Source organism: Pseudomonas sp. AM4(2022), from assembly GCF_036346515.1.
In the GTDB taxonomy this organism is placed as follows: Bacteria; Pseudomonadota; Gammaproteobacteria; order Pseudomonadales; family Pseudomonadaceae; genus Aquipseudomonas; species Aquipseudomonas paracarnis.
This window is the reverse complement of the sequence record NZ_JAOTNW010000011.1, coordinates 104,964-128,362: the sequence shown is the minus strand read 5'-3', so window position 1 is coordinate 128,362 and position 23,399 is coordinate 104,964. Positions and strand designations below refer to the sequence as shown.

The window sequence follows — 23,399 nt, the reverse complement described above, 5'->3', positions numbered from 1 at the left end:
ATTTTAACCGTCACAAACGGTCGCCAAGCCCCGTTTCTGCGGGCTGCAGCACAGTTTTACGCTGGCTAGCAGACAAGTGCGCCGCTGTCGAGATATGGCGCCGTGAGCCGTTTGCGTATACTGCGCAGATGTTCTTCCCAACTGTTTCGCGCCTGCGATGCGCCAAATGGCTCATCGCCACCCTGCTCTTCCTGATGCTCAGTGCCTGTGTTGATAAACCCAGCACACTGGAGCGAATCAAGGAGGATGGCGTATTGCGGGTGGTCACTCGCAACAGTCCCGCTACGTATTTCCAGGATCGCAACGGTGAAACCGGCTTCGAATACGAACTGGTCAAGCGCTTTGCCGACGACCTGGGGGTGAAGCTGGAAATCGAGACGGCCGACAACCTCGACGACCTGTTCAGCCGGCTGGGCAAACCCAATGGCCCGGTACTCGCCGCCGCCGGCCTGGTGAGCAGCGACCAGCGCCAGCAGCAGGTGCGCTTCTCCCACCCGTACCTTGAAGTCACCCCGCAGATCATCTACCGCAACGGCCAATCGCGCCCCACCAACGCCGCCGACCTGGTGGGCAAGAAGATCATGGTGCTCAAGGGCAGCACCCACGCCGAGCAACTGGCGGCGCTGAAAAAACAGAACCCGGCGATTGAATACGAAGAATCCGACGCCGTTGAGGTGGTGGACTTGCTGCGCATGGTCGACGAAGGGCAAATCGACCTGACCCTGGTGGACTCCAACGAAGTGGCCATGAACCAGGTGTACTTCCCCAACGTGCGCGTGGCCTTCGACCTCGGTAATGCCAGCAACCAGAGCTGGGCGGTGGCGGCAGGTGAAGACAACAGCCTGCTCAACGAGATCAACAGTTACCTGGACAAGGTCGAGAAGAATGGCACCTTGCAACGCCTGAAGGACCGCTACTACGGGCACGTCGATGTACTCGGCTATGTCGGCGCCTACACCTTTGCCCAGCACCTGCAGCAACGCTTGCCTAAGTACGAGAAGCACTTTCGCGCCTATGCCAAGGCCGAGAAAGTCGATTGGCGGTTATTGGCAGCCATTGGTTATCAGGAATCGCTGTGGCAACCCACGGTCACGTCCAAGACCGGTGTGCGCGGCCTGATGATGCTGACCCAGAACACCGCGCAAGCCATGGGCGTGTCCAACCGCCTGGACCCCAAGCAGAGCATCATGGGCGGCGCCAAGTACCTGGCCCGGATCAAGGATGAGCTGGACGACAAGATCGCCGAGCCCGACCGCACCTGGTTCGCCCTCGCTGCCTATAACGTGGGCACCGGCCACCTGGACGACGCACGCATCCTGGCGAAGAAAGAAGGCCTGAACCCGAACAAGTGGCTGGACGTGAAGAAGATGCTGCCACGCCTGTCGCAGAAGCAGTGGTACAGCAAGACCCGCTACGGCTATGCCCGCGGCGGAGAGCCGGTGCATTTTGTGGCGAACATCCGGCGTTACTACGACATCCTCACCTGGGTGACCCAGCCGCAGCTGGAGGGTAACCAGGTGGTGGAAGGCAATCTGCATGTGCCGGGCGTGGACAAGACCAAGCCGCCACAAGACACCCCACAGTTATAAAAACACCACATACCTCATGTGGGAGCGGGCTTGCTCGCGAAGGCGGTGGATCAGTCAATACATGTGCTGACTGACACACCGCTTTCGCGAGCAAGCCCGCTCCCACATTTGGATCTTTACTTGGCTTAGAGGCTGGTGAGCAGATGGACCACCCCACCCGTCAACACCATCACTGCCGGTATACCCGCTGCCTTCAACGCCGACTCATCCAAACGCCCCGCCTCCTTCAATTGCACGCGCACCCGCGTGAGTGCCACGCGCTGCTGTGACGTGACGTTCCCCTCCCCGCCCAATGCACTCACCACATCGGCCGACAACAGGCTCGGGGTCGTCGGCGCGACCGTCTCCGCCACCAAATCAGGCGTCAGGGCTTTCCAGAGCGCCCGCTGCAATTTCTCGAACATGCTCAGTGCTCCACGACAGGTGAGGTTTCAACGGTGGCCGCGTGGTACAGGCGCAGGGCCTCGCGCACTTGGTCGGCTTCTTCCAGGCCCAGCACCTGGCGGGCAATGATCTGGCAGTCGTGCAGGTCCAGATCGCGCACGGTGGCCTTGATGGTGGGGATCAGCGGCACGCTGACCGACAGCTCATCCACGCCCAGGCCGATCAATACCGGCACCGCCAGGGTTTCGGACGCCAGCGCACCACATACGCCTACCCACTTGCCGTGGGCATGGGCCGCCTTGACGGTGATGTCGATCAGGCGCAGGACGGCCGGGTGAAAACTGTCGGCCTGGCTGGCCAGGCGCGGGTGGTCGCGGTCCATGGCCAGGGTGTATTGGGTGAGGTCGTTGGTGCCGATGGAGAAGAAATCCACATGGGGCGCAAACACATCCGCCATCAACGCCGCGCTCGGCACTTCGATCATGATGCCCAGTTTGGGTAGTTCGCTCAGGCCAAGCGCCTGCGCTTCCTCTTCGAGCATTTTGCGCGCCAGATGCAGTTCCGACAGCAGGCTGACCATCGGCAACATGATATGCAGCCGCGCCAAGCCTGCACTGGCAAGAATCGCACGCAACTGTTCACGCAACAGTTCGGGGCGTTCCAGGCACAGGCGGATCCCGCGTAGGCCAAGGAATGGGTTGGTCTCGCTTTCCATCGGCACATAGGCCAAGGGTTTATCGCCGCCCACATCCAGAGTACGCACCACCAGATTGCGCTCAGTGCCGAGGGCGCGGGCGATGGCGCTGTAGGTGTCGGCCTGCTCCTCTGCGCTCGGCGCACGGTTGCGCTCCAGGTAGAGGAACTCCGAACGCAGCAGGCCCACGCCTTCACCGCCCAGAGTCAGTGACTGTTGCACTTCCTGCAATGAGGCGACGTTAGCTGTGACCTCGACGTGGTGACCATCGCGGGTGACCGCCGCCTGTGAGGCCTGTGCCACTTCACGCTGCAGCCGCAGCTTTTGCTGTTGTCGAACCGCCTGCAGTTGCTCGATTTCAGCCAGGTTCGGCTCCAGCTGCAGCTCGCCTTTGTCGGCATTGAGCAGTACCCGTTTGCCGTTGGCCAAGGCCAATACTTGGCTGGGTACACCGCAAAGGGATGGCAGGCCGAGGGCCCGGGCGAGGATGGCCACGTGGCTGGTAGCACCACCGGCGACCGTGACGAAGCCCAGCACTTTGCTGGTATCCAGGCCGGCGGTTTGTGAGGGGGTCAGTTGTTCAGCGACCAGGATGGCGCACTCCGGCAGCTCCATGGACCGCTCTGGAACTCCCAGGATCAACTTGAGCACGCGCTGGCCGACGTCGGCCAAATCCGCCGCACGCTCAGCCAGCAACGTTTTACCCAAGCCCTCGAAGAGTCTGGCGGTCGCCACCGTGGCCGTGTTCCAGGCAAAGGCGGCGCTCTTGCCTTCGGCCAGCAGGCTATGGGCTTGTTCAAGCAGGGTCGGGTCTTCAAGCAGTTCCTGGTGGGCGCGGAAGATCTCGGCCTGGGCGCTGCCGGCCGCCTTGGCCTGCAACGCTTGCAGCGCCTCGTTTGCCGCCCGCAGGCCACGGGCCAATGCGGTACGTTCGAAGGTTTCTCCCGCACCGGCTTCGGGAATTTCGAGCGTCGGTTCAGCCACTTGGACCACCTGGCCGAACGCCGAGCCCGGCGACGCACAGACGCCTCGCAACACGGACGCCGAAGACGCAGGCGTGGCGGGCTTGTTGATTGTCTCGACCGCTACCGGCAGCGTCTCGCCACAGCCGTCGAGCAACAACGCCACCAGCGCGTGGATCGCCGCCTCGGCATCTTCCCCCGCCGCGCTCACTTGCACGCTGTCGCCCTGGGAGGTTTGCAGCGCCATGATCGCCACAAGCGACTTGGCATTCGCGCTCAGGGTTTGCTTGTGCAGGAAAATGCTGGAACTGAACCCCTTCGCCGCCTGGGCAAACACCGCCGCAGGGCGGGCGTGCAGGCCGCTGGCATTGGGCAGTGTCACTGGCTTGGAAAACAGCGCATTGCCCTCCTCCTCGTCCACCTCTGTGGGCATCTGCCCCGGTGAAACCTGCAACAGTGGCTGGCCGGACTCGACCAGCGCCTGATCGGCCACCATCGGCACAAACGGCTCGCCGCTCACAATGAGCATCAAGGTCAGCAGGCTGCGTGCATTGAGCGCCACATAGTCGGCATCGAACTCGATCAGCGGCTGCCCGGCCTCCACCCGCTGGCCCTCCTTGACCAACCGGGTGAAGCCCTGGCCCGCCAGGTTCACGGTGTCCAGGCCAATATGCAGCAGCACCTGCACACCGCTATCGGCGGTGACGCTGACGGCGTGGCCGCTGTCCTGAATGTTGCTGATCACCCCGGCCAACGGCGCGCAGAGGGTCTGCGAGGTGGGGTCGATGCACAGGCCATCGCCAATCACGCGGCCGGAAAATACCGGGTCGGGGACCTGATCCAGCGCCAGCAAAACCCCGGACAAGGGTGCCAGCAGTTCCAGGGGTTGAGATGTGGTCATGACTTCACCTGTTTGTGTTGTTCTTTAAAAATCATTGAGTCGTTGCAAGGTTAGGGATGACGAAGATCAAAGGTGGGAGCGGGCTTGCTGTGGCGAGGGAGCTTGCTCCCGCTCGACTGCGCAGCAGTCGCAGGCGTTTGGGGGCGCTTCGCACCCCAGCGCAAGCAAGCTTGCTCGCCACAGTAAGCCCGCACACACGAGCCCGGATTACTTCCACCAATATTCGACCTGCACACCGACGTTCGACCCATGCCGCGCCGTGCCATAGGCGCCGGTGTCGGACAACGCCGAGCCCGCCGCCAGCTCATTGGCCGCACGCTTGGCCGCTTTGTTCCAGGACGCATAGGTGTAATACAACCGTACTTCCGGCCGCGCCCAGAACTCAGGGCCTTTGGGCGACCAGGTCGGGGCGAAGGTAAATTTGCTCAATTTGCGCGTACCGCCGGTGGCCTCGACCTGATCGTGCCCCAGCTCAGTGACCAGTTTGAATTGCTCGCTGAGCGCATACGCCGGGCGCACACCCAGGGACATCCAGTTCTGATCCTGACGCCCAGGGCGTACATCTTTCTGGTACACCGCCTCGACTTGCCCACCGAAACGCGGTGTCACCTGCCAATCAAAGAACTCCACGGCGCGGTAACTTTTGCTGCTTTTGTCCAACGTGGTATTGCCGGTGTAACCCAGGCCGGTGCCGGGGCCTTCGCCGTACTGCAGCGCAAACTTGTTCTTGCCGCCGAGGAAGGCCGCTTGTACATGCTGCGCCGTCAGCGCCCAGCCGCTGTTGGTGTCACGCCCACCGGCCTTGGCGATGTAGCTCAAGCCAAGTTCCAGTTCGCCACCGGGGTTGGTCTTGAAACCTGCGACGTTGAAGTCGTGACGGGTGGCGTATTCCTTCTGGTACAGGTTGTCCTTGCGCGACAGGGCGTAGCTGTATTTCAAACCGCCAATCAGCACGTCCTCGATCCCACCACCGGTGGCGCTCTGGTTCCAGTAGTAGAAGTCGGAAATATGGATGTCGTTACGTTTGTAGTAACGCCGCCCGGCCCACAGCGAACCGCCATTGAGACTGGGCAGGTTGGACCATTGCGCATACATCTGTGGCATGCGCGCCGAGCCATTGTTTTCGCCCTGGAACTTCAGGGCGCGGTCGTACTTGTTGTAGAGGGAAGCCATGGCATCGACGCTGAGCACCGAACCGTCGTCGAAGGTCAGCAAATCCTGACGCAGTTCCAGCTCGGCGTACTGCTCGCATTCGTTACCCAGGCGGTATTTGGTTTGTGCACCCGGCAGTTGGAAACATTGCTGCTTGCCGCTGCCCGTTGACGTGCCCACACCGCTGCGCAAATACCCGGCAAATTCCAGGGCCTGCGCGCCAAAAGACACCGTGAGGCACGACGCTATAAGGCCCAGCTTTATTGTTGTTTTCATGAAGCGCTCCTTTTATTTTTATTGTTTTTTCTTACTGTCTTGCGTGACGCGATCACCTGTAGGAGCGAGCCTGCTCGCGAAGAACTTGCAGCCTCCACGCAACACCTGGAGGGGCGCGTTATCGTTGACGATCTTCGCGAGCAAGCTCGCTCCTACAGGGGCATTTCAACCCGTCAGGTGCAGCACGAAGGATTCATAGGGGCGTAGCACCACCGTGCTCGTGCGCAGCGGGCAATCGGGGTAGTTGCTGATCAGCAGGCGTTGCTCGTTTGCAGCGTTGATCACGCCTTCGGGCAGTTGGATTTCACAAGGCGTGCCGTAGAAGTTGTTGAGCACCAGCAGGCGCTCGCCATGGCCTTCGCGCAGGTACGCCCAGACCTGGCGATGGTCTTGCAGCAGTTGCCGGTAAACACCCTCCTGGATCAGCGGTTCGCGGCGTCGCAGGGCAATCAAGGCGCGGTAGTGATGCAGCACCGAGTCCGGGTCCTCCAACTGGCTTTCGACGTTGATATGTGCGGCGTTAGCCGGGATGCCAATCCATGGCTCGCCACGGCTGAAACCGGCATTGGCCTGGCTGTTCCATTGCATCGGCGTACGGCCGTTGTCGCGGGACTTCTGCATGATCGCCGCCATGCTCGACGCCTCCGACTCTCCCGCATCGCGCTTGAGCCGGAAGATATTCAGCGTCTCCACGTCGCGGTATTGCGAGATTGTGTCGAAGCCCGGATTGGTCATGCCCAACTCTTCGCCCTGGTACACATATGGCGTGCCCTGGAGAAAGTGCAGCGCCGTGGCGAGCATCTTGGCCGAGATCACGCGGTGTTCACCGTCGTCACCAAAACGCGAGACCACCCGTGGCTGGTCGTGGTTACACCAGAACAGCGCGTTCCAACCGCCACCAGCCTGCATACCCATTTGCCAGTCAGAGAAAATCTGCTTGAGTTGCAGGAAATCGAAGTCGGCTTTCACCCACTTTTGCAGGTTGGGGTAATCGACTTTGAGGTGATGAAAGTTGAAGGTCATCGACAGCTCTTTCGACTCCGGCCGCGAATAGCGGATGCAGTGCTCCAGGCTGGTGGACGACATCTCGCCAACGTTGATCAGGTCATGGCCTTCGAAGACTTCGCGGTGCATTTGCTGAAGGTATTGGTGCACGTTCGGGCCGTCGGTGTAGAAGCGGCGGCCGTCGCTGTTGTCCTCGGGGAAGTCGGCGGGCTTGGAGATCAGGTTGATCACATCCAGGCGGAACCCACCCACGCCTTTGTCGCGCCAGAAGCGCATCATCTTGAACACTTCGGCGCGCACCTGGGGGTTGTCCCAATTGAGGTCGGCCTGTGTATGGTCGAACAGATGCAGGTAGTACTGGCCAGTCTGCGCTTCGTACTCCCAGGCCGAACCGCCGAACTTGGATTCCCAGTTGTTCGGCTGGTCGCGCCAGATGTAGAAGTCACGATAGGGATTGTCGAGGCTGCTGCGCGCCTGCTGGAACCATTCGTGCTCGATGGAGGTGTGGTTGACCACGATGTCGAGCATCAGCTTGATACCACGCTTGGCGGCTTCGCTGATCAGCAGGTCGCAATCTGCCATGGTGCCGTAGCTGGGGTCGATGGCGTAGTAGTCGCTGATGTCGTAGCCGTTGTCGCGCTGGGGCGAGCGCAGGAACGGCGTGACCCACAGGCAATCCACGCCCAGCCACTTGAGGTAGTCGAGTTTGTCCACGATGCCCAGCAGGTCACCGGTGGCGTTACCCGCGTGGCTGTGGAAGCTTTTGGGGTAGATCTGGTAGATCACCGAGTGTTGCCAGGTTTGCATGGTGGGTTCCTTCAGTTAATTTTGGACTGACCTTCAGGGCCTCTTCGCGAGCAAGCCCGCTCCCACATTTGAAATGCATTCCAACCTGTGGGAGCGGGCTTGCTCGCGAAGGCGGTCGATCAGGCGACCCGATACCCAGGCCGAACGATCTTCATGCTCAACATGCACGTCAGCGCAAACGGCACGACCATCGCCACGACCATGCCAATCACGAACATCGGAATGGCGCTCGGCACGATCGAGATAAACCCGGGCAGCCCACCGACGCCGATGGCCGAGGCCTGCACCTTGTTCAACGACAGGAAAATGCTGCCCAGCGCCGAGCCCAGCAGCGCGGCATAGAACGGGAATTTGAAACGCAGGTTCACCCCGAACATCGCCGGCTCAGTGATGCCGAAGTAAGCGGAAATGGCCGAGGTCGAGGCCATGCTTTTGTCCCGCGCATTGCGGGTCATGTAGAACACCCCGAGGGCGGCGCTGCCTTGGGCCAGGTTGGACATGACGATCATCGGCCAGATAAAGGTGCCGCCCTGGGTGGAGATAAGCTGCAGGTCGACCGCCAGGAACATGTGGTGCATGCCGGTGATCACCAGCGGTGCATAGAGCAGGCCGAAAATCGCGCCGCCAATCATCGGGGCGATCTCGAACAGGGTCACCAGGCCTTCGGTGATCAGGATGCCAAGGTGACGGGTCACCGGGCCGATGATCGCCAGGGCCAGCACGCCAGTGACGACGATGGTGGTGATCGGCACCACCAGCAGTTGAATGGCATTCGGCACCCGCGCCCGCAGCCATTTCTCGATCACGCTCATGACAAAGGCGGCCATCAGGATCGGCAGGATCTGCCCCTGGTAACCCACCTTCTCGATCTGGAACCAGCCGAAGATATCGAAGTACGGCAGACTCTGGCCGTCGAGGCCGGCGACCGCCTTGCCGTAGTTCCAGGCGTTGAGCAGGTCCGGGTGTACCAGCATCAGGCCCAGCACGATGCCAAGGATTTCACTGCCGCCGAACCGCTTGGCCGCCGACCAGCCCACCAGTGCCGGCAGGAACACGAAGGAGGTGTTGGCCATCAGGTTGATCAGGCTCCACAGACCATCCAGGTTCGGGTAGGCCTCCAGCAGCGTCTTGCCTTCGATGAACATGCCCTTGGCGCCCATCAGGTTGTTCACACCCATCAACAGGCCAGCAATGATCAGCGCGGGCAGGATCGGCATGAACACATCGGAGAACACCCGCACCAGACGCTGCATGGCGTTGGTCTTGTCGGCGCCCTTCTTCTTGACGTCGGCAATGGTGGCGGCGGCAAGGCCGGTCTGTTCGCGCAGGGCGGCGTAGACCCTTTCCACTTCGCCGGGGCCGATGACCACCTGGAACAGGCCGCCGGTAAAGAACGAGCCCTTGACCAGATCGACCTGGTTCAGCGCACTGCTGTTGACCAGGTTCGGGTCTTTGAGCGCCAGGCGCAGGCGGGTTACGCAATGGGCGGCTTGCTCAAGATTGTCGCTGCCCCCGAGGTGCTCGAGAATCTCGCGGGCGATAGTCGAATAGTCGTGGCTCATGATCGTTTTCCACTGTGATTGTTTTTATGGGTGGCAGTCATTGGCAGCGCGCCGAGGGGAAAAGTACTCGTCTGTACGAGTTAAATCAACAACTCGTCTGTACGAGTTACACTTTTGTTTATTATTGCGAACTGCCCGTCAGATTTTTCCCCGGGCTGCACGGGTGCCCAATGGACAAACCCCACCTCTGCCACTAAGGTTCCTGCCTTGAATGCAAGCCAGGCACAGAGCCATCCCATGAGCAAATACAACCAGATCTATACGGATCTGCTTGCCAGCATCACCACTGAACGCCTGCAACGCGGTACGCGCCTTCCCTCCGAAACCGAACTGATGGACGCCTACCAGGCCAGCCGTGGCACCGTGCGGCGCGCCATCGAGCAGTTGCAGGAACGTGGCTTTGCGCAAAAGATCCACGGCAAGGGCACCTTTGTGTTGTCGCCCAACCCGATCGAGTTCCAACTGGGCGGCATCGTCAGCTTCCACGAGACCCACGCCGACCTGGGCGATGACGTACGCACCGAAGTGGTCGAATTCACTCAGCTCCCGCTGGAGGGCTCACTGCTGCAACACATCGAGGCCGAACCCGGCACGCTGATCACCCGCGTCAAACGGGTGCGGCGCATCGGCGGCAAACGGGTGATCCTCGACATCAACCACTTCGTCGCTGACCTGATCCCCGGCCTGGATCGAGAGATCGCCGAACAGTCGATCTACGCGTTTATCGAACAGACGTTGCAGCTGCAAATCAGCTATGCGCAGCGCACCATCGAAGCCCTGCCGCGCAGCAAAGACGACCAGGCGCACCTGGACCTTGATGGGCAAAGCCATGTGATCGTGGTGAGTAACCAGACGTTTTTGCAGGACGGGAGGCAGTTCGAGTACACCGAGTCGCGGCATACGCTGGATAAGTTTTACTTTTCGGATATTGCGCGACGCTGAGCTGGACACAACGATGAATATTCCACACAAATGGCGTGAACAATTCCCCTGTGCGCTCATTGAACAACAGGCCATTGGCGAATCGCGCGCCGACGTCTTTCGTCTGCGCCAGGACGACGGTACAGATCTGTTCCTGAAGTCCGAGCCCCTCGAGGAACTGGGTGAGCTTGCAGACGAAATCGATCGACTGCGGTGGCTGCGGCAAATGAATCTGCCTGCGCCTGCTGTGGTGGATGAAGTCACAGAAAGCCATCGCCATTGGTTGCTGATGACCACCCTACCGGGACGGGACTTGGCCAGCGCCCACGAGCTTTGCGCCGAGCAAATCATCAACATCCTGGCAACAGCGCTACGCACCCTGCACCAGCTACCCGTCACCCTCTGCCCCTTCGATCACGCCCTTGAGCGGCGCATCGCACGTGCACAGGAGCACGTCAGCGCCGGCCTGGTGGACGAGACGGACTTCGACGACGAACGACTAGGCCAAAGCGCTGAGGATGTATTTGCTGAACTGGTGGCGACTCAGCCAAGCACTCATGATCTGGTAGTGACCCACGGCGACGCCTGCCTGCCGAACTTCATGGCGGCAGACGGTCACTTCAGCGGTTTTATCGACTGTGGACGCCTGGGGGTCAGTGACCGTTATCAAGACCTTGCCCTGGCTGCGCGAAGTATTGAACGCAACCTGGGGCAGGCATGGGTGAAACCCTTTTTTGAGGTTTATGGTGTTGAGCCCGATGAGCAGCGTATGAAGTTCTATTGTCTGCTGGATGAGTTTTTCTGATTCAGCCTACAGCCTGAAATACAAAACCCCGGCACCAGGCCGGGGTTTTGTTATTCAGCGTTCACCTGCCAGTGCAGGCTCACTCCCACTCAATCGTCGCCGGCGGCTTGCTCGACACGTCATAAGTCACGCGCGAAATACCTTCGATCTCATTGATGATCCGCCCGCTGACGGTTTCCAGCAGTTCGTAAGGCAGGTGAGCCCAACGTGCGGTCATGAAGTCGATGGTCTCTACGGCACGCAGGGCCACGACCCACGCGTAACGGCGGCCATCGCCGACCACGCCTACCGATTTCACCGGCTGGAACACCACGAACGCCTGGCTGACCTTGTGGTACCAGTCGGCCTTGCGCAGTTCTTCAATGAAGATGTGGTCGGCGCGACGCAGCAGGTCGGCGTATTCCTTCTTCACTTCACCGAGGATCCGCACGCCCAGGCCCGGGCCTGGGAATGGGTGACGGTAGACCATGTCGTACGGCAGGCCCAGTTCCAGGCCCAGACGGCGGACTTCGTCCTTGAACAGCTCGCGCAGCGGTTCTACCAGCTTGAGGTTCATTTCCTCAGGCAAGCCACCCACGTTGTGGTGGGACTTGATCACGTGGGCCTTGCCGCTTTTCGCGCCGGCCGACTCGATCACGTCGGGGTAGATGGTGCCCTGGGCGAGGTATTTGATGTTGTCCAGTTTGTTGGACTGGGCATCGAAGACGTCGATGAAGGTGCGGCCGATGATCTTGCGCTTCTTCTCCGGGTCGGACTCGCCGGCCAGGTTGTTGAGGAACTGTTCCTCAGCATTGGCGCGGATCACCTTGACGCCCATGTTCTCGGCGAACATGGCCATCACTTGCTCGCCTTCGTGCAGGCGCAGCAGGCCGTTGTCGACGAATACGCAAGTCAGCTGGTCGCCGATAGCCTTGTGCAGCAAGGCAGCCACAACCGAGGAGTCAACGCCGCCGGACAGACCGAGCAGCACGTTGTCGGTGCCGACCTGGGCGCGCACCTGGGCGATGGCGTCTTCAGCTATTTTCGACGGGGTCCACAGGGCCTCACACTCGCAGATGTCGAGGATGAAACGCGACAGGATGCGCCCGCCTTGCTTGGTGTGGGTCACTTCCGGGTGGAACTGCACGCCGTAGTAGCGGCGCTCGTCGCTGAACATGCCGGCGATCGGGCAGCTTGGGGTGCTGGCCAGGATGTGGAAGTCTTCTGGCATCTTGGTGACCTTGTCACCGTGGCTCATCCAGACGTCGAGGCCGAACAGGCCGTCGGCGTCGATGTGGTCTTCGATGCCGTCCAGCAGGCGGCTCTTGCCAACCACGTCGACACGGGCATAACCGAATTCACGCAGTTCGGAGCCTTCAACCTTGCCGCCCAGTTGCTCGGCCATGGTCTGCATGCCGTAGCAGATGCCGAACACCGGCACGCCCAGGTCGAATACCGCTTGTGGGCAACGCGGGCTGTTGGCTTCGTGCACGGACTCGGGGCCACCGGCGAGGATGACGCCTTTAGGGGCGAATTCGCGGATCGCTGCGTCGTCCATGTCGAACGGGTGCAGTTCGCAGTACACGCCGATTTCACGCACGCGGCGGGCGATCAGTTGGGTGTACTGGGAACCGAAATCGAGGATCAGGATGCGATGGGCGTGAATGTCGAGGGCCATGAAGTCAGTCTCGTCTAATGAATCAGAAACAACTCGGGGCTGAAAGAACAGCCCCGGTTACTTAACGTTTTGCTGGAAGGCTCAACCTACACGGTAGTTTGGCGCTTCCTTGGTGATCTGCACGTCGTGGACATGGGATTCAGCCATGCCGGCGCCGGTGATCCGTACGAACTCTGGCTTGGTGCGCATTTCTTCGATGTCGGCGCTGCCGGTGTAGCCCATCGAGGAACGCAGGCCGCCCATCAGTTGATGGATGATCGCGCTCAGGGTGCCTTTGTACGGCACACGGCCTTCGATACCTTCCGGTACGAGCTTCTCGGCGCCTGCCGAGGAGTCCTGGAAGTAACGATCGGAAGAACCTTGCGCCTGGGACATGGCGCCCAGCGAACCCATGCCACGGTAAGCCTTGTACGAACGGCCCTGGAACAGTTCGATCTCGCCTGGCGCTTCTTCGGTACCGGCGAACATCGAGCCCATCATCACGCAGGAGGCACCGGCTACGATGGCCTTGGACAGGTCACCAGAGAAACGGATGCCACCGTCGGCGATCAACGGTACGCCAGTGCCTTCAAGGGCAGCGGCGACGTTGGCGATGGCGCTGATCTGCGGCACGCCCACACCGGCGACGATACGCGTGGTGCAGATGGAGCCTGGGCCGATACCGACCTTGACCGCATCGGCGCCAGCTTCGGCCAGGGCCTTGGCGGCAGCGCCGGTGGCGATGTTGCCGCCGATCACCTGCACGTCAGGGAAGTTCTGCTTGACCCAACGCACGCGGTCGATCACGCCTTTGGAGTGGCCGTGGGCGGTGTCGACCACCACCACGTCAACACCGGCAGCGACCAGCGCCGAAACGCGATCACCAGTGTCTTTACCGGTGCCGACTGCCGCGCCCACACGCAGACGACCTTGGTCATCCTTGCTGGCCAGCGGGTAAGCCTTGGCTTTTTCGATGTCGTTGACGGTCATCATGCCTTTGAGGGCAAATTTGTCGTCGACGATCAGCACGCGCTCGATGCGGTGCTTGTGCAGCAGCTCGCGCACATCGTTCTTGTCGGCGCCTTCCTTGACGGTGACGAGGCGCTCTTTAGGCGTCATCACTTCGCGGACGGTGACTTCAAGGCGGTTCTCGAAACGCACGTCACGGGAAGTGACGATGCCGACCAGGTCGCCATCGTGCAGCACCGGGACGCCGGAGATGTTGTGCATACGAGTGAGTTCGAACAGGTCACGCACGGTGGCGTCGGCTTCGATGGTGATCGGATCTTTCACCACACCGGCTTCGTAACGCTTGACCTTGCGCACTTCGGCAGCTTGCTGCTCGATGGTCATGTTCTTGTGGATGATGCCGATGCCGCCTTCCTGAGCCATGGCAATGGCCAGACGGGCTTCGGTGACGGTGTCCATGGCAGCGGAAACCAGGGGAATATTCAGCTCGATGCCACGGGTTAGGCGGGTCTTGAGACTGACTTCGTTAGGAAGCACCTCGGAATAACCGGGCACTAGGAGAATGTCGTCGAATGTCAGAGCTTCTTGGCTGATACGCAGCATCGCGGGGGCTCCCGAGCGGGAAAATGGAAGCGCGCCATTATATACATGCACCCTGCCGGGCTCAATGTAAAACTCTGACAAACTTGGTAATACTGATAGATGGATTAAAGCTCGACTTTGACCCAGCTCATTTTCTGGTCCAACCAATCGGCAAATTCGTCGATAAAGCTCTGCTTGAACCCCGCCTCCGCCCAGTTGTTGAAGATGAACCCCAGGTTGGAAAACCCGCATTCCTGCAGGAACAGAAAGCCGTTAATGTCATCTTCATGCCCACACAGCGGGCAGGTGAAGTTGTCGGTGTGACCAGGCATCCAGTCTTCCAGGCTTTCGAACAGCGCCTCGCCAACTTCCTTCAGGCACTCCGGGCAGCCGGCTTCTTCAAGGAACCCCTTGGCCGGCGTGTAGATGCAACGCTTGTAGATGATTTCCAGGCCATTGACCGGCTCGTTGAACGGCAGCGCTTCAGGGTGCAGCACCACCGCGCGGGCACCATCGGCCAGGGCGTAGGCCATGCGGTTGCCGGTACGCCCGCAAGTGGTGAGCTCTTCCTTGATGATGTTCTTGCGCACCAGCCAGCGCACAATCGCCCGGGCACGGGGTTCGTGGACGGGCAAGGTGGAGATTTTCGGGACAAGGATGCTTTGGGAATTCATGGGAGTCCTGCGGTGTGCCGTCTGACGCCTTCGCGAGCAAGCCCGCTCCCACATTCGACCGCGATCCTGCTGGATTAAATGCGGTCAACTGTGGGAGCGGGCTTGCTCGCGAAGAGGCCCTGAAGGCTGGCAGCTTAATCCCTGAAAAAATCAGGTCAAGTACTCACATACCGCCCGATCAACGCAATACCACTGGCCAATACCAACCAGGTCACCAACCGCACAAACGCCTCACGGGACAGCCGCATCGTCAGCCTGCGCCCACACCACAGCCCCAAGGCCATCGCCGGCAACAGGCAAACCGCCAACATCAATAACGGCAAATCTGCATACACCCCGGCAATCAGGAACAGACTCAAGCGCACGACCGTACTGCAACTGATCAGCGCGCTTTGCGTGGCCCGCGCCGCGTCCTTGGGCAAACGGCTGTTCAGGTAAATCGCATATAAAAAGCCGCCACTGCCGAATAGCGCCCCAAACAGCCCCCCAACAGTGCCCATGGGAATCGACCAGCCCGCTGCCAGCTGAGTCGGCCGTGCCTTCACCGCCAGGCTGTAAATCGCGTAGGCGCTGATAAACAGACCCATCAACAGCAGCAACAGGTCCGAATGCAGGTTGAGCAAAAACACCACGCCCAGGGTGCAGCCGATGGCCATGCAGGGCAGCAACCGCAACAGTTCTGGCTTGTTCACATCGCGCCGCGTTTGCAGCAGGCCGCCAAACGCCGCGACAAAGTCCAGAAGCACCAGCAACGGGATGATCTTCGACAGCGGCATGAATAGAATCAGGACCGGCCCCGCCACCAGCGCCGTGCCGAACCCGGCAATGCCAAACACCACATAGGCCAGCACCACACCCAGGCCGATCACCAGCCAATCCACAGCCCCGAACGACCACTGACTCATCAACTCAACCAGGCTCATGGGTTATTCCTTGTTGGACATGGCCTTCACTTTAGCCATTGTCGACTGTTGCGACTAATATCTTCAAAGCTAGCCACTCATCTCAAAAAGGCATGACTCGTGATCTCCACGCGGCAACTGCGTTACTTCGTCGAAATCGCCGAGCGCGGCAGCTTCAGTGCCGCGGCCGAACGCCTGTTTGTGGCGCAGTCGGCCTTGAGCCGGCAGATCAAGGAACTGGAAAATCAACTGCAAACCCCATTGTTCGAACGCACCGCACGCCAACCGCGGCTCACAGCGGCCGGTGAAGCGTTCTACCCACGGGCGCGCAATTTGTTGAGTGAGTTGCTCAAGGCCAGCGAAGTGGCGACCCTAGTAGGCAATGGCCAGCTTGGCACGCTGCGCCTGAGTCACTCGAGCACAGTGCCGATGAGCGGCGCGTTATTGCACGGCATCAGCACCTGGCTAGAGCGCTGCCCTGAAGTATCGGTGGATATCGCCAAGCTCTCCTCCGAAGCCCAGTTGGAGGACATCGCCGAGGGTCGCCTGGACGTCGGCCTGCTGCGCTTGCCCGTACTGCGCCAGCGCGACGGCGTGCGTGTGCTGCCGTTGTACACGGAGCCGTTGATGCTTGCGGTGCCGCCGAATCATCCGTTGGCACGCAGCCACGCGCCTGTGGAGTTGGCGCAGCTAAAGGACCAAGCGTTTATCTCGATCCCCCATCCCCAACGCGGCGGGCTGAGTTATCTGTCGGCCGAATTGTGCATGCGTGCAGGATTTTTCCCCAAGGCGGCGCGGGTGATGTCGCGCAAGACCACGCAGTTACAATTGATCCAGGCCGGTTTCGGTATTGCCTTGTTACCAAAATCCATGCAGGACATCGCCCCGCCCGACGTGCACTTTCTGCCCCTGGCCGACCCAGACTGCCACAGCACCGTAGCCCTGGCCTGTGCGCAAGCGCCAAACGCGCTGGTGGAGCAATTCTGTCAAACCCTGCACGAATGCCTATAAACTGCCGCCCATGATTAAAGATCCTTTTGCCCGCTTGGGCCTGGACCGCGAAGTCCTGACTGTCAGCCAGCTCAACGGCCGCGCGCGGGTGTTGCTGGAAGACGTGTTCACCAATATCTGGGTAGAAGGCGAGATCTCCAACCTCGCCCGCCCGGCTTCCGGCCATGTGTATTTCACCCTCAAGGACAGCGGGGCCCAGGTGCGTTGCGCGCTGTTTCGCAACAACGCTGCACGCGTGCGCCAGGCGTTGAAGGACGGCCTGGCGGTCAAAGTGCGTGGCAAGGTCTCGCTGTTCGAGGGGCGTGGCGACTATCAACTGATCCTCGACACCGTGGAACCTGCCGGCGATGGCGCGCTGCGCCTGGCCTTCGATGCCTTGAAGGAAAAGCTCAGCGCCGAAGGCCTGTTCAGCGCCGAGCGCAAGGTGCCGCTGCCCGCGCACCCACGGCGTATCGGCATCATCAGTTCGCCGACCGGCGCGGTAATTCGCGACATCATCAGTGTGTTCCGCCGCCGGGCGCCGAACATTGAACTGACACTGATCCCGACCGCTGTCCAGGGCCGCGAGGCGATCCCGCAGATCGTGCGGGCGCTTAAACTCGCCGATGCCCGCGGCTTCGACGCGCTGATCCTGGCCCGTGGCGGCGGCTCACTGGAAGATCTCTGGTGCTTCAATGAAGAAGCCGTGGCCCGAGCGGTGGACGCCTGCGTCACGCCCATCGTCAGCGCCGTCGGCCATGAAACCGATGTGTCGATCAGCGACTTCGTGGCAGACGTGCGCGCTCCGACGCCCTCCGCCGCCGCGGAGCTGCTGGCACCGGACGCCAGCCATCTGGTGCGCCAGGTAGACAACCTGCATCGGCGCCTGGTGATGCTGATGCGCAACCGCCTGAGCCACAGCCGCCTGCGCCTGGAAGGCATGGCCCGGCGCCTGCGTCACCCGGGCGAGCGTTTGCGCCAGCAGGCCCAGCGCCTGGATGACCTGGACATGCGTATGCGCCGCGCCTTCGAGCGCAGCCTCAATACCCGTCGCGAGCGCTTGATTCGCCTGGAGACCCGCCTCGCCGGCCAGCATCCAGGCCGCCAATTGGCGCTGCTGCGCCAGCGCCTGGACAGCCTCGCCGAACGCCTGCCCCGAGCCATGCGCGAAGGTCTCAAGGCACGACGCCTGCAACTGCAAAGCCAGGTGCAGACGTTGCAGGTGGTCAGCCCGCTGGCGACCCTGGGCCGTGGCTACAGCATCCTGCTGGACGAACGCGGCCAGGCGATTCGCAATGCTGCACAAACCCATACCGGCCAGCGCCTGACCGCGCGCCTGGGTGAAGGTCAACTGCAAGTGCGGGTGGAAGACAATCACCTGACCCCCGTCACCCTTTCGCTACTGGATTGATTGATGCCACGTCTACTGAGTTTGTTGCTGCTGTGCCTGTCCATGAATACCTACGCGGACAGCTATATCACCCGCACCTTGAACAAACCGGTGCCCGGTGGTGTGGCCGTGGTCGAACTGGGACCGGCCGCCACGGCGCCCAAAGCCACTTACCAAGGCAAACCGGTGCTGGTGGTCAAAGAACAGGACAACTGGCTAGCCATCGTCGGTATCCCGTTGACGGTCAAGCCCGGAAACGAGCGCATCAGCAGCGGCGGGCGCAATTTGCCGTTTATCGTCGGTTACAAGAAGTACCCGGAACAGCGCATCACGCTGAAAAATAAAAGCCAGGTCAACCCTGACCCGGCCCAGCTCAAGCGCATCGAAGGCGAGTTGGCAGTACAGCTCAAGGCTTACCGCAGTTTCAGCCCCACCCTGCCGAGCAACCTGGTGCTGGACAAACCGGTGAACGGCCCGTTGTCGAGCAAGTTCGGGGTGCGGCGCTTCTTCAACGGTGAAGAGCGCAACCCGCATTCGGGCCTCGACTTCGCCGTGCCGGCCGGTACGCCGATCAAGACGCCCGCGAACGGCAAGGTGATTCTGGTTGGCAATTACTTCTTCAATGGCAACACGGTGTTCGTCGATCATGGCCAAGGCTTTATCAGCATGTTCTGCCATATGTCGAAGATTGACGTGAAGGTGGGCCAGCAACTGAAGCGCGGCGCAGTAGTGGGCAAGGTCGGCTCGACGGGCCGTGCGACCGGGCCGCATATGCATTGGAATATCAGCCTGAACGATGCACGTGTAGATCCGGCGATCTTTATCGGCGCTTTTCAGCCCTGAGCGCTGTCCAATGCCCTGCCCCCGGACATATCGCTACATTTGCAACCGGAACCAACCCACCGCTGCCCCTCACTTAATTGGCGACTTACAAGGACCGTAACGACAACATTTCGATTAAGTGATGAGGTTGTTTCTATGTTTGCGCCAGCCAGCTCTACAGTCCAACGCCCTTTGGATCAACATCACACCTTTGCCCCACCCGCCGAAACGCCTCCCCCCCAAGAAAAAAGCCAGACCGCCCCCCGCGCAGCGCCTTCGACGTACGCCCCAGACGATCTGCCTTTACCCGATTCGCCAAGTACGCCACCTGCCACTGTTCTCCCTTCACGCACTGTCAGCCTCATAGAACAACACAACGAAGCCACCCATTCGATACAGGAGCTCTACAAAGAGCAACCGAACTTCAAGACCTTCCTGCGGCAACAACTGGCCACACTGTTTCCTGACCAACCCCATCTCAATGCCGCAGACCTCACCTTCAAGCGTTGGCGCAAGCAAGACGATGGCAGTATAAAAACGCTGTCCGTAGAACCCCTTCTCGACGAACTGAATAAAGAAATCCAGGAACAGCTGCGTAATCCTGGGAAAAAAGCAGGCGAAGATAACAACGTACACGTGGGCTTGTTCACGCAAGGCAGCGCCGGTGTGCCGCCTACCCTGATCAACTCAGCACACTCATTGCACACGATTGCCCAGCGCATCATCCAATACGCGACAGCGCAGCAGACGTTCTGGACCACACCTCGTCAAAGCCCGCAAAACCCGCAGGTGCGAACCACGCCACAGAACGAGCTACTGGCCCTGCACAAGCGACAGCTGGCAACACTGGCCGCAGCTCGCGCCAACGATGGCACCTTGAGCCCGGCAAGCAAGCAACTGATCGACACAGCGCTGCAATACCCCACCTTGGCCGAGCGAGAAAATACCTTTGCTGACGGTGCCCGCCCTGGGGTGTACCCACTCACCGTGGATGACGGTACTGAACGTGGGGCGCTGTTGGCGGGTACCTTCCTCATCACCCAGACCGACGGTTCCTTCGCGACTGAGCCCACATGGCCTAAAGGTCGGTCCTTGTCGCTCGGTGACAGCCATGGTCCGGTGGTTCTGTACACCCCCGGCGAAGGGTTCGAGGAGTTCGCCACGCCCGCCCAAGCCCGCGCGGCATTGGCCAAGCGCCTTGATCAAGGTGGGGTAAACGCCGAACTGTTGCTGCAAACGCTGCCGCTGGCGCTGCAAAACCGAGCAGAGCAGCCTTCGGGAGATGACCTGACACTGCGCATTGAGCCTTTGACCGCAGATGTTCTGGCAGAGGGCATTCCGTGGATGCTCAAGCGCCAGCAAGAAGAAATCAACAAGCAGCTCACCGAGACACTGACGGCCGCTACGCCAGGCAACCCACTGACAGACCCGACGTCAACCCAAGCCATTGATGACGCCGCCGACTGGTCGTACCAACTTGATAGCAGCAATGCACTCTTGGCCTACCACGCCAAGCTGATCGAAAAACAACAACCCGAGTGGTTGAAAAACCTGACCCCGGCTCAAGAAGCCATCTTTCTGAACCTGGAACGGTCGGAGAAAAAAAGCACTGACGCGTTACTTCCAAGGCTTCAAAAAATCCCTTCCCTGTCAGACTTCTCCCGCGACAGGATGAACGAGGCGATCAAGAAGCTGTATCCGACTGCGCAGATTGATGCCGATAAATTAAAGGTGCAGATAGACGAAACCACGATCCAGGACAACTCGACCGACTTCTTGATTGCCGACCTGGCCATGTCAATATTGGGTAAAAACATCACTACCTCGTCAGAACAAAAACATCTTTCACTGACTGATCTGGCACTGAAAAACCCCACCGGTTTTCTTCCAAGAAGTGTCAAGAAAACGACCACCCTCACACTGACCCTGCCGCTCGTTGACATAAAGGGCAATCCGATTACCGATAGCAATGGCAAGCCGATCATACTCAATGATGAACAGCTTAAAGCCTTGATCAACACGGCGGATGTGGGAGGCCAATACGACAAGCTGCTTAAAAAAGAACTGACACCTGATGCCCCTTCGGATCTGCGCGAGGCATGGAAATCCAACCTGAGTGATGCCATGGAGAAAGATGCGTTTCTAGCGCAGCTCAGCCCTACGGCCTATAAAGAGCAGGCCGCCGAAGACAAGAGCAGCAAACGCGCAGCGCAATGGGTTACGGCAATCCTGGACCACCCCAACCCCGCCAACCGCCCCAAGGTCGATGGTCAAAGCATTATCGCCAATGCCCTGCTCGACTATGGACAACCGATTCATGGGGTTCTGGTGATTGGCAACAAGGTCGATTCATCATTGGTGCTGTACACGCCCAAAGCGCCCGACGGCATCGCGTTTCGCGAAGTAGCGGACCAGAAAGCAATGGACGCCTTGCTGAAAAAAGACGAGTGGAAAGCCTACATCGCGGACAGAAAATCACCGGTCAATAAAGATGATGTGGCTAAACGCAACGAGGCGATCAGGGATATCCCCAACAATCCGTTCACCGTCCTGTCGCCCGACAAAGTCTTGGATATAGCCGTCAAAGAGATAAAGGTCGCGTTCGGCGGCTCGGTACTCAAACCCATAGAGGGTAATGTTCAGGATCATCTCTATCAGCAAAACGTTCAGATGATAGTAGACAAGGCAGACCATCAATCAGTCAGCAGTGCACAAGTGGCCCAGCAATCGTTCATCAATAAAGCTACGTTTGGCGTCGAAGTGGGCATGCTATTTCTGGATTTTTTGCCAGGTGTCGGCAAGGCCACAAGAACCGGGACTCATCTCAGTAAAGCCGCGTTAGTTGCTTTGCGCACCAACAGGAAACTTTTGCCCAAGCTCATAAGCAAACCCGGCCTGGCGCAGACGATCCATGTTGACTTCGCACTGGCTACAGCAGGTATCAAGGGTGTGCGTGCCGCGCCACTACGCCCCGTCTTCAGATCATCGACAACGACGAGCGCGCCTGTGCCACGTCAAGGGCCCAGCACGTCGACAGGGACGCCCAGCGCCCCATCGTCAGCAAGCGCCTCCACCAGCAGCGGCGTAACCACCGCCGCCACGCGCCCCTCGACCAACGCTGCCATTCCAAACCGCGACCTGAGCGCCTACACCGTGCCCAATGAGGTCATCAGCGGCCGCCCCCTACGGCCCGACGGCACTTACAACGTGGGAGATAACTGGTACGTGCGCTTTACCGACAGTACCGGTGCGAACGGTGTTTACCAGATCGACTCGGCATTCCACGCTCGCAGTGGACAGGTCAATATCATTAATCCCAATGCCCCAGCGACAGCATCCAGAAGCAGCAGGACAGTGGCCTCCCTGCAATCGGCAGGCAACGGGGAATGGCGTATCAATCAACTGCCTGGCGGCAGGCGCGGTAGAGAACGCAAGCAAATGCATGAATGGCCGGTGAATTACACCGATTACTTGCTCTCGGGAGGACTTGATATAACCGCAGCAGGCGTTAACAGGCGCTTTGCGACACGCTGGTTCAGAGAAGGAGCGAATGAAAGCTATGTCAATCAAGCCTTAGCGCCTACACCTCGTCCGAACATGCCTGCTATAACGCCAAACGCATCACCGGGCGAACTGGCACGTGAGCTGCTACGCACCTCAAACGGCATTGTATTTGGAGAGCAACACAATCAGATTGCTACCAACGTCATGCTGATAAAGAACATGCAGGCCTATGCAGATGAAGGCGTCACAACCCTTTATCTGGAAGGTGCTGAATGGAATGGCTTCACAGGTTACACAGCCGATGAAATTTCACGCATACCCCCGCAGCCCCGCAATCGTATTTATAAACCCGAAGTCCCTACGCGCGAGAATGTGCTGGCCGCCGCACAGCAACACGGCATCAAAATCGTAGGTATCGAACATGAACATCTGACGATGCACTCAACTCGCCCCTATGACGATGACGTTGCTAACCTTCGGCATACCACTGATCGATTGCGAGAGCTCAACTACTTCGCCAGCAAGGTTATTCAGCAGACCCCGCCAGGGGAAAAGTGGATTGCGGTGGTGGGTAGAAGACATATGAACACCACCCAGGGCGTGCCCGGCATCGCTGAACAGACCGGGGCCATCAGCGTGGGTGTATACGATGCAACGCCCGGCGCCAGCAGTGTCGCCGTCAAGCATACCGGCCCGCGTCCGGCGCCTGAAGAACGGTTCGCCGCCAATGCAACGGTGGGAGACTACCAAGTCCACCAGAACGTTGACCCTTACCTTAAAACGCCTTGATCGACCTGATGACGGCGCGCGGGCGGTAGCAGCGCACCCCGCCGAACACGCCTGCCTGGCGTTAGCACCTCACCCTCAAGCGA

At 59.9% G+C, this 23,399-nt stretch carries 16 protein-coding genes; 7 read left to right on the top strand and 9 right to left on the bottom strand.

The genetic code is table 11. From position 1 onward, the window contains the following. Positions 1–128: 128 nt before the first annotated feature. On the top strand, positions 129–1,589 hold the full coding sequence (mltF, locus tag ODQ19_RS16940; protein ID WP_330210692.1) for a membrane-bound lytic murein transglycosylase MltF: 1,461 nt from the start codon (positions 129–131) through the stop codon (positions 1,587–1,589). Positions 1,590–1,714: 125 nt separating this feature from the next. On the opposite strand, the gene ODQ19_RS16935 is transcribed toward mltF, so the two are convergent. From ODQ19_RS16935 to treP, 5 genes are all read right to left on the bottom strand, one after another. After that, the gene (locus ODQ19_RS16935) at positions 1,715–1,993 is read right to left on the bottom strand and encodes a PTS glucose transporter subunit IIB (RefSeq protein ID WP_330210691.1); all 279 of its coding nucleotides are present in this window, start codon (positions 1,991–1,993) and stop codon (positions 1,715–1,717) included. Between the two features lie 2 nt (positions 1,994–1,995). Beyond that, positions 1,996–4,530 (bottom strand): phosphoenolpyruvate--protein phosphotransferase, encoded by a 2,535-nt coding sequence (gene ptsP, locus ODQ19_RS16930; RefSeq protein WP_330210690.1) that lies wholly within the window; start codon positions 4,528–4,530, stop codon positions 1,996–1,998. Between the two features lie 207 nt (positions 4,531–4,737). Then, positions 4,738–5,958: a maltoporin gene (locus ODQ19_RS16925; RefSeq protein WP_330210689.1), complete on the bottom strand. Its 1,221-nt coding sequence runs from the start codon at positions 5,956–5,958 to the stop codon at positions 4,738–4,740. A gap of 165 nt (positions 5,959–6,123) precedes the next feature. Beyond that, the gene (gene treC / locus ODQ19_RS16920) at positions 6,124–7,770 is read right to left on the bottom strand and encodes an alpha,alpha-phosphotrehalase (RefSeq protein WP_330210688.1); all 1,647 of its coding nucleotides are present in this window, start codon (positions 7,768–7,770) and stop codon (positions 6,124–6,126) included. A gap of 119 nt (positions 7,771–7,889) precedes the next feature. Continuing rightward, complete coding sequence (treP, locus tag ODQ19_RS16915) at positions 7,890–9,332, bottom strand: PTS system trehalose-specific EIIBC component (protein WP_330210687.1); 1,443 nt, start codon at positions 9,330–9,332, stop codon at positions 7,890–7,892. 237 nt (positions 9,333–9,569) lie between these two features. On the opposite strand from treP, the gene treR reads away from it, so the two are divergent. Both treR and ODQ19_RS16905 read left to right on the top strand, forming a co-directional pair. Beyond that, positions 9,570–10,274 carry a trehalose operon repressor gene (treR, locus tag ODQ19_RS16910; RefSeq protein ID WP_330210686.1) on the top strand — a complete coding sequence of 235 codons (705 nt, stop codon included), beginning with the start codon at positions 9,570–9,572 and terminating at the stop codon, positions 10,272–10,274. Positions 10,275–10,287: 13 nt separating this feature from the next. Further along, entirely contained in the window at positions 10,288–11,058 is a 771-nt protein-coding gene (locus ODQ19_RS16905) for an APH(3')-II family aminoglycoside O-phosphotransferase (RefSeq protein ID WP_330210685.1), read from the top strand. Positions 11,059–11,137: 79 nt separating this feature from the next. Here ODQ19_RS16905 and guaA read toward each other — a convergent pair whose 3' ends face one another. From guaA to ODQ19_RS16885, 4 genes are all read right to left on the bottom strand, one after another. Further along, complete coding sequence (gene guaA / locus ODQ19_RS16900) at positions 11,138–12,715, bottom strand: glutamine-hydrolyzing GMP synthase (RefSeq protein WP_005791155.1); 1,578 nt, start codon at positions 12,713–12,715, stop codon at positions 11,138–11,140. A gap of 81 nt (positions 12,716–12,796) precedes the next feature. After that, the gene (gene guaB / locus ODQ19_RS16895; protein ID WP_014719807.1) at positions 12,797–14,266 is read right to left on the bottom strand and encodes an IMP dehydrogenase; all 1,470 of its coding nucleotides are present in this window, start codon (positions 14,264–14,266) and stop codon (positions 12,797–12,799) included. A 104-nt stretch (positions 14,267–14,370) separates the two neighbouring features. Further along, positions 14,371–14,919: a hypothetical protein gene (locus ODQ19_RS16890; protein WP_058422675.1), complete on the bottom strand. Its 549-nt coding sequence runs from the start codon at positions 14,917–14,919 to the stop codon at positions 14,371–14,373. A 155-nt stretch (positions 14,920–15,074) separates the two neighbouring features. Next, complete coding sequence (locus tag ODQ19_RS16885) at positions 15,075–15,842, bottom strand: sulfite exporter TauE/SafE family protein (RefSeq protein ID WP_330210684.1); 768 nt, start codon at positions 15,840–15,842, stop codon at positions 15,075–15,077. A 99-nt stretch (positions 15,843–15,941) separates the two neighbouring features. Between ODQ19_RS16885 and ODQ19_RS16880 the strand changes: the two genes are divergently transcribed. From ODQ19_RS16880 to ODQ19_RS16865, 4 genes are all read left to right on the top strand, one after another. Further along, positions 15,942–16,832, top strand: a complete 891-nt coding sequence (locus tag ODQ19_RS16880) for a LysR family transcriptional regulator (protein WP_330210683.1) — start codon at positions 15,942–15,944, stop codon at positions 16,830–16,832. A gap of 10 nt (positions 16,833–16,842) precedes the next feature. Continuing rightward, entirely contained in the window at positions 16,843–18,222 is a 1,380-nt protein-coding gene (gene xseA / locus ODQ19_RS16875; protein WP_005791160.1) for an exodeoxyribonuclease VII large subunit, read from the top strand. A 3-nt stretch (positions 18,223–18,225) separates the two neighbouring features. Continuing rightward, a complete protein-coding gene (locus ODQ19_RS16870) occupies positions 18,226–19,044 on the top strand; it encodes a M23 family metallopeptidase (RefSeq protein WP_116665403.1) in 819 nt (272 codons plus the stop codon). 135 nt (positions 19,045–19,179) lie between these two features. Beyond that, positions 19,180–23,316, top strand: a complete 4,137-nt coding sequence (locus tag ODQ19_RS16865) for a membrane-targeted effector domain-containing toxin (protein ID WP_330210682.1) — start codon at positions 19,180–19,182, stop codon at positions 23,314–23,316. Positions 23,317–23,399: the final 83 nt, after the last annotated feature.